At 43.7% G+C, this 12,643-nt stretch carries 12 protein-coding genes; 3 read left to right on the top strand and 9 right to left on the bottom strand.

Features of this window, described 5'->3' with window-relative positions; genetic code table 11:
- Positions 1-105: 105 nt before the first annotated feature.
- Positions 106-1,326 (bottom strand): amidohydrolase, encoded by a 1,221-nt coding sequence (locus tag AB4Z17_RS01690; RefSeq protein ID WP_441957753.1) that lies wholly within the window; start codon positions 1,324-1,326, stop codon positions 106-108.
- 379 nt (positions 1,327-1,705) lie between these two features.
- Positions 1,706-1,918, bottom strand: coding sequence for a TM2 domain-containing protein (locus tag AB4Z17_RS01695; RefSeq protein WP_339206070.1), 213 nt, complete (start codon positions 1,916-1,918; stop codon positions 1,706-1,708).
- A 61-nt stretch (positions 1,919-1,979) separates the two neighbouring features.
- Between AB4Z17_RS01695 and AB4Z17_RS01700 the strand changes: the two genes are divergently transcribed.
- A complete protein-coding gene (locus AB4Z17_RS01700) occupies positions 1,980-2,114 on the top strand; it encodes a DUF3626 domain-containing protein (protein ID WP_441912542.1) in 135 nt (44 codons plus the stop codon).
- A gap of 175 nt (positions 2,115-2,289) precedes the next feature.
- Here AB4Z17_RS01700 and AB4Z17_RS01705 read toward each other — a convergent pair whose 3' ends face one another.
- From AB4Z17_RS01705 to AB4Z17_RS01725, 5 genes are all read right to left on the bottom strand, one after another.
- Complete coding sequence (locus AB4Z17_RS01705) at positions 2,290-5,055, bottom strand: Ig-like domain-containing protein (RefSeq protein ID WP_441957755.1); 2,766 nt, start codon at positions 5,053-5,055, stop codon at positions 2,290-2,292.
- 128 nt (positions 5,056-5,183) lie between these two features.
- Positions 5,184-6,323 carry a response regulator gene (locus tag AB4Z17_RS01710; RefSeq protein ID WP_441957757.1) on the bottom strand — a complete coding sequence of 380 codons (1,140 nt, stop codon included), beginning with the start codon at positions 6,321-6,323 and terminating at the stop codon, positions 5,184-5,186.
- On the bottom strand, positions 6,320-8,116 hold the full coding sequence (locus AB4Z17_RS01715) for a histidine kinase N-terminal 7TM domain-containing protein (RefSeq protein WP_441957759.1): 1,797 nt from the start codon (positions 8,114-8,116) through the stop codon (positions 6,320-6,322). The genes AB4Z17_RS01710 and AB4Z17_RS01715 overlap by 4 nt, the downstream gene beginning before the upstream one ends.
- Positions 8,117-8,458: 342 nt before the next feature.
- The gene (catA, locus tag AB4Z17_RS01720) at positions 8,459-9,133 is read right to left on the bottom strand and encodes a type A chloramphenicol O-acetyltransferase (protein ID WP_441957761.1); all 675 of its coding nucleotides are present in this window, start codon (positions 9,131-9,133) and stop codon (positions 8,459-8,461) included.
- Positions 9,134-9,222: 89 nt separating this feature from the next.
- Complete coding sequence (locus AB4Z17_RS01725; protein ID WP_441957763.1) at positions 9,223-9,861, bottom strand: hypothetical protein; 639 nt, start codon at positions 9,859-9,861, stop codon at positions 9,223-9,225.
- Between the two features lie 333 nt (positions 9,862-10,194).
- On the opposite strand from AB4Z17_RS01725, the gene AB4Z17_RS01730 reads away from it, so the two are divergent.
- Together AB4Z17_RS01730 and map are read left to right on the top strand one after the other, a co-directional pair.
- Positions 10,195-10,779, top strand: a complete 585-nt coding sequence (locus tag AB4Z17_RS01730; RefSeq protein ID WP_441957764.1) for a TetR/AcrR family transcriptional regulator — start codon at positions 10,195-10,197, stop codon at positions 10,777-10,779.
- A gap of 7 nt (positions 10,780-10,786) precedes the next feature.
- Positions 10,787-11,533, top strand: a complete 747-nt coding sequence (gene map, locus AB4Z17_RS01735) for a type I methionyl aminopeptidase (RefSeq protein ID WP_441913792.1) — start codon at positions 10,787-10,789, stop codon at positions 11,531-11,533.
- Between the two features lie 63 nt (positions 11,534-11,596).
- Here the strand turns inward: map and AB4Z17_RS01740 are convergent, their stop codons facing one another.
- Together AB4Z17_RS01740 and AB4Z17_RS01745 are read right to left on the bottom strand one after the other, a co-directional pair.
- Positions 11,597-11,773, bottom strand: coding sequence for a hypothetical protein (locus AB4Z17_RS01740; protein WP_441957766.1), 177 nt, complete (start codon positions 11,771-11,773; stop codon positions 11,597-11,599).
- 271 nt (positions 11,774-12,044) lie between these two features.
- A complete protein-coding gene (locus AB4Z17_RS01745) occupies positions 12,045-12,416 on the bottom strand; it encodes a DUF2750 domain-containing protein (protein WP_441957768.1) in 372 nt (123 codons plus the stop codon).
- Positions 12,417-12,643: the final 227 nt, after the last annotated feature.

The following is a 12,643-nucleotide window of genomic DNA, read 5'->3' on the forward strand; positions in this document are numbered from 1 at the left end:
GAAAAAGCAAAAACCCACAACCTTTTGAGGTTGTGGGTTTACATGGGGAGGTGAACCGTGGTTATACAAAACCACAATTCGACGTCGTATATCTCTACAATATGCCTACAAAGATCCACTCACAAGCCGCCCTTGGTACCATACCGCTTGACGCGCCGCTCTTCGCGCTATCGCTTCCGCCGTGCAGCTTGCGTGCAACAGTACAAAGCTCGCGTCATCTCCGATCTTAGGCCACACCTGCTGACCTTTTGAATCAAGCGGCGTTATCCCCCCAGTAATGAAGCTGATGGCTTGCGATATTGATAATTCATCGTTATATCCATACAATTCTGCGAACCGCCCTGCTTTATCTAATTGATCTCCATTCCCGAAGGGAGACCAGTGATCTGTAAGGCTATCCGTTGCCAATTTTACCGCTACTCCATTTTTAGTTAACATCGGGAGCGGCATCGTCATCTTGCCAATCGGAACCGTCGAAGCAACGGACATGCCAAGCGATCCCATCCGTTTAGCCACTTCCTCCGCCTCTTGTGGCTGCGCACCTGCAAACCAGAACGCATGACTAACCGTTACTTTTCCTTGCAAACCAGCCTCTTCGGTCAGATCAACTAAACGTATCAGAGTACGCTTGCCCGCTTCGTTTCTATCATGTAAGTGAATATCGATACCGGCATTATTTAAAACCGCTAATTCTACGATGGTCTGAAGTGACTTCTCTATATCCCCATCCACTGAGAATGGATCTACTCCGCCAACATGAGTTGCCCCCTCTGCCAAAGATTGCTTTACGAGTTGAACAGAATTCGATAGCAGAAGCCCATGCTGGGGGAAAGCGACAATTTCCGATGAAATTTTACCTGAGAATGTATCCAGCGCCTGCTTAGTCGCCTCTAACCGTTGCAGTCCACTGGTAGGCTCGATATTACAATGGGTACGAACATGAGTAGCCCCATATCCCTGTATAAGAGTTAAGATGCTTTCGGCTTGTTGTCTTGCCGTTGGAAGGAGCTTAGGCAATAATACTTTCTCTTCCTCAATTCTCTCGAAGATGCTCGATACAGGCTTTACCGCTTTCCACGGTCCATTGAAATATGTTTTATCCAAATGAATATGAGCCTCTTCGAACGAAGGCAGCATTAATAACTCTTTACAATCATATTTAACAATATCACTTTGAATATCTCGTTCTGTCCCTATAATTTCAGCAATAGTACCGTTCTCAATTCGTATATGACAAATTTTCGTTTTCGTACCAGAGACCTGTCCATCTTCCATATCATAACCCTGTTCTAATCTTACATTCGTTAACCAATAAGAAGCGTTCAACCGATCATCTCCTGTCTTTACCCCTATTATAATCGCGTCCTCTTTATTCCCAATCTACTTCTATGGTATAACTAACCACTATTTTACGATAATTTCAAATCCAATTCATATATTATGGCCGCATCGCATTTGAGTAAAATGAATAGGAAGAAAGAATTTTCAGTTATATATCGCGAAGCTCGTATTAAAATTAACAAAATACAGCTGAGTTGTTTTATTTATGCATGTAAAAGAACACCATCCTCATGCGGATGGTGTTAATGGTGGCGTAGGCGCGAGGAATGTATACCTCTTATATTCAATTTCACCCAAACGACTGAGTGAAAAAAAAGGCTCTACCTTAACAGGTGGAGCCCTCTAGTTTTGTTATGTAATTAAATTATGCCGAGATTCTCCTGCCTTCACTATCCGTAAACTTTCCTACAATAATCATAATTAGGTCAATCAGCAACCAAATTCCCAATCCACCTAAAGTAATAATTTGCAAAATAGCCGTACCTATTTTCCCGACATAAAACCGGTGTATGGAAAACCCTCCCAAGAAAAAACAAAATAGTAATGCAGCTACAAATGATTTAGGACTTTTATCCATGATACATTCCTCCAAATTATTATATAATACCCTCCTATTCTATCGGCAGAAAACCCATCAAATGTTAATTTTTCTAGTTGATGAGGTTCCTATAAATTTTAGGGGTCCTTTGATGCGTTCAATAGCCAAAAGAATTGCGCAAAGTGATTTAATTGATGTAAATAGGATTGGATCTGCAGCTAAGGAAAGCCAATGAAAAAGTGGATAATTTTCCATGAAACAAAGCAATTCTATACCCTTCTTTCAGTCACTAACTTAACGAGGTCTGTGTCGAATGAAATGAAATCAACATAAAAAGAGCTGTCGAGACTTTCTCGACAGCCTGAGCCTGCCATACGGCAGGCTTTTTGCATGAAAGCACTATGCATTTATTATTTTAAAGCTTCCAATATTGCTTTTAGGTCCGCATTGGTTTGAAGCGTGTGTAAAATAATCGTTAACGCTTCAGCGCGAGATGATGGTTTGTTTGGCGCAAATTGTCCATTACCCGCTCCGTTAATAATTCCTGCCGCTGCTGCTTGCTTGATTTGCTCTTTGTTCCAAGCTCCATCAATATCTGTGAAAGCAGGCGCTGAAGCTGTGTTTACAGCTTTAAGATCAATGATTTTAGAAATAATGGAAATGATTTCGGCACGGCTGATTTCTTTGTTTGGTTTAAATGTGCCATCTTCGTACCCTGAGATAATGCCGCTTTCAGTTAAAGCAGCAATTGATGCTGAAGCCCAGTGGTCGGAAACGTCGCTTAGCTTATTTTTATCAACCGTCGCAGAGAGGTCAAATACCTTTGCAATAATGGTAGCAAATTCGGCGCGGGTAATACTTGCGTTAGGATGGAAGGAACCATCCTCATATCCGTTTACAATCCCCAATTTCACGAAAATATGAACGGTGGAACCAGCCCAGTGAGATTTTGTATCTTTGAACTCCACATCAGTAGGATTAGCTTTCGCTTCCTCTACTTTTTTGTTTAAGCTGGTCATCACTTTTTCCACTTGAATCACATTTTGATCAAATTTCACTTCAGGCGTTGCTGTCGGTTTTGGTTCAGGTGTTTTTTCAGGCTTTGTTGTTGGCGCTGGAGTAGGTGTCGGATTGCCATGATCTCCACCGCCGCCAGAGCTTACTTTAACCTCAACTATTTTTGTTCCATAAACGGCACTGCCGTCAGCAGCCGTTGCTTTAACGGTAACCGTTCCTGCTGAAACACCCGTCAATACTCCGCTTTTGCTGATTGTTGCTGTGCCTGTTCCGTTTTCAACAGACCACTCGATTGATTTGTCTGTTGCATTTGCAGGTGCAACTCTCGCGTCAACGGTTAACGTCTGGCCAACCAACACGCTGGAATCACTTGTCAACGTAATCGAGGCAACAGGGACTTGGACAGCCGTAATCGTAAGAATCGTACTGCCAACAACTTCGCTTTCATCGGTAGCCGTTGCTTGGACCGTTACTGTACCTGGATTGCCCGCAGAAAGCTCTCCCGTTGTTTTATCAATCACAGCCGTACCTGTTCCATCTATTACGGACCAAGTGACCGCTTTGTTTGTTGCGTTGCTAGGAGCTGCCACAGCATTCATTTGCAGCTTCTTACCTGATTCGATTGTAGTAACTTCACCATCCGCCGTTACGGTAATCGTTTGAACAGGTATGGTGGGCTCCTTAATTTCGATCGTTTTGGTTCCAAAAACAGCGCTGCCGTCAATAGCCGTTGCTATAACGATTACCGCACCTGCTGAAGTTCCGGTCAATTCACCGCTTGTACTGATTGTCGCACTGCCTGTTCCGTTTTCAACAGACCACTCGATCGATTTGTCCGTTGCATTTTCAGGAGCAACGGTCGCGTCAACGGTTAACGTCTGGCCAACTAGCAAGCTGGAATCCCCTGTTAACGTAATCGAGGATACAGGGACTTGGGCGGCTGTTATAGTAAGAATCGTGCTGCCAACAACTTCGCTTTCATCGGTAGCTGTTGCTTGGACCGTTACTGTACCTGGATTGCCTGCAGTAAGCTCTCCCGTTTCTTCGTCAATTACAGCTGTACCCGTCCCATCAATAACAGACCAAGCAACCTGTCGGTATGTTGCGTCGCTAGGGGCTACAACAGCATACATTTGAAGTGTCTTGCCTGATTCGATTGTAGAAACCTCATCTTCCGCTGTTACAGATATGTTTTGAACAGGTATGATAGGTCCATGAATTTTAATCGTTTTTGTTCCATAAACGGCGCTGCCGTCAGCAGCCGTAGCTTTAACGGTAACCGTACCTGCCGAAATACCCGTCAATACACCGCTTTTGCTGATTGTCGCTGAGCCTGTTCCGTTCTCAACGGACCATTTTAACTTTTTGTAAGAGGCGTCTACTGGCAATATATCCGCGCGCATAGCCAAAGTATCGCCAATAAGTAAGGAAGAAGCATCCCCCACGCTGCCTACATTGATTGCTTCCACAGGTGTAGATTCATTGTTAAAAGGATCATTCGTTATGAATAGAGAACCTGAGTATAAAGAAAGAGGAACATTATAAATTTCACTAATGTCGGATTTAATTTGGAAAGTGACCAATCCGTTAACGGTGTACCACGAGTAACCTTCGTCTACCGTATTCGTCCTCGTATAAATAGTACCATTATCCTTGTCGCTTGGGTCTATGTTATAGAAGGTTAAAGCTGTATCTGCGGAATGTGCAAAAATTTCCGTGCGATCATCCACAGGCTTGCCATCGGTATCATAAACAGCAAAGGTTACGTTTATATACCCGGGTTGACTCTGAGCCATTTCTTTTAACTTGACATAGCCTACAGGAAGCTTGGGTTTACTTGCCGAAATACGACTGACAGTAACATTACCTAATCCATAAATCATGTTTGGAACCCAGCTCACTACACCGTCGCTTACGTATCCACCCACAATGGATTGCGTGCTATTCGTAGGAACAGTAACGCTGTTTTGGCCCGGCAATAGGTTGGGTGCCTGAACGACATCGCTATTCGAATATCTGATGTATGCATACTCTGCCTCACTTAACCTTTCCGAGTCAAAATAAATGGTGACTTGGTTTATTTTGAACACACATCCACTTAACAGACTCAGAATTAAAACCGAAACTAAAAATAAATTGCGTATTGAAAATCGTTTCATGTTAACTTATCTCCTCATCTCTATAGTTAGATCCATTATATCCAAGCCCAATGACGGCAAAATGACAAACTTCGACAAAAGCAAAAAAAGCCCCTATTATTTTAGGAGCCTTTCATATCTACTCATTCTTATTTATCCAGCTCGGACAGCAGACTGAAATATAAATCAGCAGCCTCGCGGGAGGGTTTTATACCGATCTCTCTATGCAGCGTGTCTTCGTATTGCCTATATTGCCGGGTCAACGCTTCCTTGTTCTCTTGCAAAGCCAAAGCTTTCATAAGCAGCAAAAAGGATTGTTCGTCTAGTTCATTGCGCGACACGAGCTTCATTAACAACCTAATGGCAGCATTCGTCTCGCTTTTATTTAACAAAGCCATACATAATCGCTGGGTAAAGGAGGTGTACAGCAACGAAAGACGCTCAATCTCGTTCCAAGCCCATGCAAAAGCGTGATCCCCAAATAAGTCCCCTGCGTACAGCTGCTCTAGTGCAATCGCCTCTTCCAGATTCGTCTCATCCACGATTGACATTTTTCTACAGCCTTCTTCAAAGCTTACAAGGTCTACACTCACCTCACTCAGACTAAGGGCGTAGTGGTTGCTGTCAGAATGTAGATTCTCTCTCAGGCCAAATGGATCTAATACCTTCCGCAGCTGATAGACGGTCGTATTCAAGTAAACCTCAGCATTCTTTTGCGGCATGTCGCCAAACAGCTCTTCGATCAGCCTTGCTCTGGATATCAGCCTTCCTTTATGCATAAGCAAATAGCCAAACAGTTCCGCGCTTTTGCTTGATTTCCATTTCGCCCTTATCCCCTGCGTGCTTTGAATATCTATAACACCTAAGCAGTTAAACCTCGTCTCATTTAAAGGCGCCGCCCACTCCCCTTGCCGCAAGTGCTCTTTACGCAACTCAGCAAACGCTCTTTGCAGCGTTTTTTGAAGTCTTTCCAGCACAACCGGCTTTACGATATAGTCGAAGGCATAAACATCAAAGGCAGGCAAAGCATATTCTTTGTGTGAGGTCAGGAACACGATCTTTATTTCTCTTCCAACCTCTCTTAACCGTTCGGCAAGCTCTAGCCCAGTTTCCCTCGGCATGCTTATATCCAGAAACACCAAGTCTACATCATGATTCATCAGATAAGAAAATGCTGTTTCTGTCTCCGTGAAGCTGCCTGCAATTTCTACTTCCACAGACGTCTTCGCAAGCATCCGTTTCATTATTAAATGCATCGCCTTCTCGTCATCAATAAGGATAACCTTCAACCTGCGCTCGCCTCCAAGCTGCTTCGTCTGAATGCATGTGCAGATGGCGTAGGAACGGAGAAGTAAAAGGTACTTCCTTGCTCAGAACTATCGAACCAAATGTCTCCACCATTTAAACGAACAAATTCCCTGCATAAAGTAAGTCCCAAACCGACGCCCCGTTCTCCTGCTGTTCCAGTTGATGACACCGGATAACCTTCCAGCAGCAGTGAGCTGGCCTGTTGCGGCGATATGCCGTCCCCAGAATCGCTTACAGAAATAATTAGTTTATCGGCATGATGTTCTGCTTTTAATCGGATTGTGCCGCCGATGTTGGTAAACTTAACGGCATTGGACAATAAATTTCGGACAATCAATTCCAGCATTTCTTTGTCGGCTAGCACAAACGTATCCTTCGGTATTTCCGATATTAATTGAATTTTTTTGCTCTCGCAGCGAACCGCCAATAACCGGATGCAGACCTGTACGGTATGGTATATGTCTCTCTCCACTGGGTTAAATACCATGCCTTCGCGTTGGCTTCGGAACCATTCCAACAAGCTCTCTACCAGTGCAAAAGTATTTTCAATTTGCTGTCCCATTTCATGGACGATTTCCTCATGCTCTCCGCCGGAGCCTTGCAGCTCGTCCTCCATGAGCTCCATTAAATTGATGAGCACCGCCAGCGGATCACGAATATCATGAGCGACTACGCTAAACATTCGATCCTTGAACATGTTTAGTTCGCTTAGCTGACGGGCATTATCAAGCAGCCGCTCCTCTGAACGCACCATTTCCGTAACATCGCTTAACAAAAACATTTTGCCGGCAGGCTTCTGGTTCTTATCACTAATCAAGGACATATGCACATTATAATAGGGTTCATCCGCTTGACCCGAAATTTGAACCTTGCTGTTCAAAGAAGGCCCTTGCATGATTTTCTCCAACAGCAATGGATATTGCAAAAAGACTTGCGTTGCCGGCAACCCGATCCACTTATTATTTATCCCTTTAATAACCTGCTTGCTGGATTGGTTGAAGCTAGTTAGCGTATTTTCCAAATCAAATATAATTACCGCATCCTGCATGGATGCAAACACCTTTTGCAGCGCTAAGGGCGCTAGTCTAAGCATGTTAAATTGATAAATCCCCCACATGTAGAAGATTCCTGAGAAAATAAAACCAAATGGGGAGATATCAATTGGCATATAAATGACATTGCTCAAATAAATAAGCGTAAATCCAAAAGGCCCCCATGATCCAATGATCATAAAAGCGATTTGTTTCTTCATGCGGGATGTCGCTTTTAGAAACATTTCAACCATTAAACCCATGCCAACTACAAAGAAGGAATACGAATAGTAGACATGCAGCTTGTATAAAGGTCCTTTCTCCGTCGTTACCAGCGGAAAGCCCTCTGAGTAATTTAAAGTCATGCTTTTATAAAATAAATGATGCCAATCGTTCGTATAATGAGCTACAAAGGTAATGGCAGGAACAATCATCAGCAGCGCTACTACCCATTTTCGAACAAGCGCTTGCCTTCCCGTATATTGCAGCACCATTATAATCCATAGAATAGTACCGAATGGGATGCCTAGATATTCGATTCGAAGCCAGAAGCGTATATGCTCTAAATCGGTGCTAACAATTTCAAAAGCATATCCAAAAGTGTACAATGAACCCGTCAACATGCCTAGCCCATAACTAATTGCAATAGGCAGCTCTCTTCTTTTCCAAGAGAGATAACACAGCATTAGCGAACAGCAGGTAGCCGCCATCAGCAATGCTGATAAATATAAATTGTAGCTCATAGATGTTAGCCCCCGTGCTTTATGTACTCTCTCGTTATGTTTCTCTTATGTTAGCAGATGAAGTTGTAAAAACATATATTGCCGCAGCAAAAAATTGCATAAAACACTATTTTTTATTATTAAAAATTCGAACCCTAAAAAGCCCACTAGGTAAATTTCACCTAATGGGCTTTTGGCTCGCTGTAGTCGGTTACAATTACCGCAACGATTTTAATGCGCCGCTCCAAAAACAAGAGCTTCACAACCGCACAACTGACCGGAAAGGCTACCGGCACTGGATAACTCTTATACAGAATATTTCCACCATCACATGCAAGTGAAAAAATAAGCTATAGTTACCCGTTAGCTAAATGCGGTATAGTTTGGTAACCATTCCATACAAGCATCTGCACGTATTTGTAGCTCATTATACAGCATCCCAGCATGGTAACCGTCACAAACGGCATGATGGAATTGCCCTGATAATGGCAACAGTATTTTTTCGTCATACTGAAAATATTTCCCCATTGTAAAGATGGGCAGTAAATAGGTTCCCTCGTTATAGATGTTCAGGCTAAATCCAGTGAAGCTGACCCAAGGAATGCTGGAAATGGGGAAAGTGCCCGGAGGTTCGTTTGTTTTAGCGGCAAATTGTTTAACACTTCCGTACTTTTTCATATCATCAAGATAACGACTGTAGAAATCATTAAAATCTTCACTGTACAACGTCCATATGCTTGAAAAGGTCTTATCATCATCATCATGGAAAATTGTAAAGCTAGGAGATAAACGATCCCAATAACCTAATGTCCCTTCTGCATTAAAACATGTGCGAAATTCATTATGGCGGTTTACCACCGTAGTTATCATGTGGATTAGTGCTGGATACAGCTTTATCCTCCGACTCTTAAGTTCTTTCAGCAGCCGGGAAATGTCGATATTTGCCGTCATGCTAAAAGTGCATCTGACATTGTTTAAATAATGCTCAAAATAGGGTTTTCTACTCCAGTTATCCATGACAATCGGATTGAATTTCATTTATTATAACCTCCTAAAATGATTGCTTTTTTCGTTTTAGGAGGTTTGATCCACTGCTTTAACCATGTCCTCATCACAATCCCCACAAATTATTTTTCTACTCCCAGTTTTGAGAGAACCCGATCCATTTCATCAAAATGTTCTTTGTCGCTTGAAGCATAGATCAAATCAAAACTATCGTTATTTTTCAACACTGTTATTATGCTGTCATTGTAATTCCCATAAAATTCGATGCCAATCCAATGCCGAAAGGAAATACCTTTATTATTAAAATTTTCACGAATAAAATCCAAGTCGGTTTGTTCAATAGAATAGAACGATTCACAGCCATATTCAAGTGCGAATACGCTTTGCAAATAGGCCATCGCATGAAAAAAATCGGTCAATGTTTCAAAATCCTTTTCCCATACCTTTTCATCGTAACTCATATAAACAGGGGGATTGGACCTGGATAAATCCTTCTTATGAATTCCCCAAACACAGACACGTTGATTCTCGCAATAAAAAATTAAATATTCGCTATGTTTGAAATATTGGAGTTGCTCGGGTTTGATCAAATGATCTTGCGTATGATTCAGCCGCTCGTCTTTACCGAGTTCCAAATAATAATCAATTAACACCTGAGGCAATTCACCAAAATTATATTTAATAGTTTGTATCTCGCCATGACTAAACCCATTTCGTTTCGTAATATGAAATAGCTGTTTAATCATTGTAAAATCAGTCATCCGCATCACACCTTATCCTTGTACAATACACCATATATCCTCTTATCTGCTTTTCTTCGTACAACTCTTTAGTGAAGTATTTCATTCTTTCCTCTTAATCTCATTTCGCTAACTCACTAAGTATACTTGTAAATCTCTTTTGTTGCGCTAACCTTCCCATTAGTTTAATAAAAGACGTGCCCTTAACATGACTAAAAAATCAAAAAATCCGAATGTTTTTAACTGTAAGTACATGGACGTTATGAATATAATAATGTTGCGAATAAGTTTCCATTGCGTTACTATGTTTATATCGACAAATTTGCAGGTCTATGTAAGGAGGTTCACGCATCCATGTGCCCCCGCACCAAAGAACAAAACGAGCTCATCCGCATGCAGCGCAAGGAACAGATCCTGGACGCCGCCGCGCGCACCTACTTCCACACGGGTGGCAGCTTTGATATTCGCGACGTCGCCCGCGAAGCCGAGCTCGGTTACGGCACGGTATACCATTATTACCCCAATCGGCATTTATTAATAGAAGATGTGCTGGGCAGCGGCTTCGAGCGATGCGAGCAAGCCCTGTCAGAATGGGCAAACACCTGCGTCGACAGCCCGGATAATAGGCAGCTGCTGACTTATTGCAAGGCACTGCTCCAGCTGTGGCAGTCGGACGCCCGCGCATATCTTGTCTACAAAATGGCCGCGGAACATTATGCAGGTTTGCCTGCAAAGGATCAGCACCCCACAAAGAGACGATTCATGGAACGGCTGTATGTTCCGCTCCAATCGATTGCCCAGCGCGAAGACGACAGTGTCGACCATATGCTTGCCGTGCTGGTCGGCTGCTGTGGGCTGCACTACTATGCGGGCACTTCCGAGCTGGATGTCGATCGAATCGCCAAGCTCGCGATGCAAGCTATTACGAAGGAGTCCTGATACAAACATGGTCATTTTAAAAAGCAAACATGAAATCGAGGCCATCCGCAAGGCATGCCAAGTGGTGGCCGAATGCCATCGCACGATCGCCTCGCTCATCAAACCGGGAATCACAACGAACGAGATTGAGCGCATCTTCGAGGACATTATCTTGAAGCATGGCGCCAAGCCCTACACAAAGGGCTACAAGGGCTATCAATATGCGACCTGTGCATCTGTCAACGACGTGATCGCGCATGGCTTCCCAAGCGATAAGCCTCTGGTGGAGGGTGATATCGTGACGATCGACACGGTCGCAGAGCTCGACGGCTGGCTCGGCGATTCGGCCTGGAGCTATGCAGTCGGGAACATATCGCCGACGGCCGAGAAGCTGATGCGTGTCACGAAGGAATGCCTTGACATCGGCATCTCGCAGGCGCAGCCCGGCAATCGGCTGGGCGACGTGACGAGCGCCATCCAGCGGCATGCCGAATCGAACGGCTTCGGCGTCGTGCGCGACCTTCTCGCGCATGGCATTGGCCGGGATCTGCACGAGGAGCCGAACTATATGCATGTCGGCAAGCCCGGCAAAGGCCTCCGCATCAAGGAAGGCATGGTGTTCACGATCGAGCCAATGATCACCGAAGGCACCTACCACATGACAATCGATTCGGACAACTGGACCGCACGGACGCTGGACCGCAAGCTCGCCGCCCAATACGAGCATACGATCGCCATCACGGCTGAAGGTACACAAATCCTGACCGCGCAATAGAATAATTAGAGGTCGACCACGAGATGGTCGACCTCTTTTTTACATATTCGGCATAGCATCTTTCTACATCCGATTCAAGCCGAAGCAGGATAGTGATGAGACTGCTAGCCTTGGCACAATCACATGCCAGTACGATGAATTCATCTCCGGCGAACCACGCGAAAAAATCGAAAGCACCAACTGAATCGGACTATAACCTGGCCAGATGAAGCAATGCAAGGTCTCCCACTTGATGGCCATTGGTTCGTTAATCGAGCATTTCTGTCCTTTATTGCAACTGTGGCCCCATTGCGTTATTCTACCCGTTGGATTAATAAAAGAAGTGCTCTTAACATTACTAAAAAACCAAAAAAACCGACCTCACGAGGTCGGGTTTCTTCATGGTATTGGTGGAGGCGAGGGGGATCGCCCCCCCTTTATATACAGAATTTTTTCTCAGTGCATTCTCGTGTTAGAAATATAGTACTGCTGCATAGCTCACTGAACTAATGTTCTCCGTTTGCGAAATGATTCAAAGTTCTTTCTGAACCAGGCATGCCGATAATTCTAACGGTTCTATTTCTTTTCCTAAAAGATGTGCGTTCCAATTCGTACCAATCAATAAATTATCGTTATCAAGCCCAGGAATCCAAGTATTCGCAAAATCATCAAGCGGTATCGTCTGTGGACTGTAATGTACCCACTCTTCAATTGCACATTGTTTTGCTAAGGCTCGTTCCGACCAGAAAGGCATTACATCTGTTTCTTCAAATTCGTTCGAAGGTKATACACACCAACCGTCCTCGGATTTCAAATCCCACACAAGCTGGGTTTCTATTATCTTCTTAACGAATTTTTCAAAGCGATTTTCAGAATCAATTTTCAGCCCCAAATTATGCGACATAACACACTCCTTTGTGGTGTTTAATTTAAGTACCACATATTCCATTATCCTGCCCGTTAGCTAAACTACGAAGGGCTGCCACGTGGCCAATGTCATTAAGTTAAGGTGTAAGTTCAATAGAATGCAAAAGAGCAGGTTATCAAAAAGATAGCCTGCTCTTTTTTTGCCCAAATGAGGAAAAAGAACTTGACAGGCGATTGTAAGTGTGTGGCGAAGCCCCTTGAAAA

It is taken from the genome of Paenibacillus sp. TAF43_2, from assembly GCF_052113545.1.
Taxonomy (GTDB): Bacteria; Bacillota; Bacilli; order Paenibacillales; family Paenibacillaceae; genus Pristimantibacillus.

Coding starts and splice junctions, on each gene's coding strand:
- AB4Z17_RS01695 (WP_339206070.1), bottom strand. CDS start 1,918: ATGGATAAAAGTCCTAAATCATTTGTAGCTGCATTACTATTTTGTTTT.
- AB4Z17_RS01715 (WP_441957759.1), bottom strand. CDS start 8,116: ATGAGCTACAATTTATATTTATCAGCATTGCTGATGGCGGCTACCTGC.
- AB4Z17_RS01725 (WP_441957763.1), bottom strand. CDS start 9,861: ATGACTGATTTTACAATGATTAAACAGCTATTTCATATTACGAAACGA.
- AB4Z17_RS01705 (WP_441957755.1), bottom strand. CDS start 5,055: ATGAAACGATTTTCAATACGCAATTTATTTTTAGTTTCGGTTTTAATT.
- map (WP_441913792.1), top strand. CDS start 10,787: ATGGTCATTTTAAAAAGCAAACATGAAATCGAGGCCATCCGCAAGGCA.
- AB4Z17_RS01740 (WP_441957766.1), bottom strand. CDS start 11,773: ATGGCCATCAAGTGGGAGACCTTGCATTGCTTCATCTGGCCAGGTTAT.
- AB4Z17_RS01730 (WP_441957764.1), top strand. CDS start 10,195: ATGTGCCCCCGCACCAAAGAACAAAACGAGCTCATCCGCATGCAGCGC.
- catA (WP_441957761.1), bottom strand. CDS start 9,133: ATGAAATTCAATCCGATTGTCATGGATAACTGGAGTAGAAAACCCTAT.
- AB4Z17_RS01700 (WP_441912542.1), top strand. CDS start 1,980: ATGTTAATTTTTCTAGTTGATGAGGTTCCTATAAATTTTAGGGGTCCT.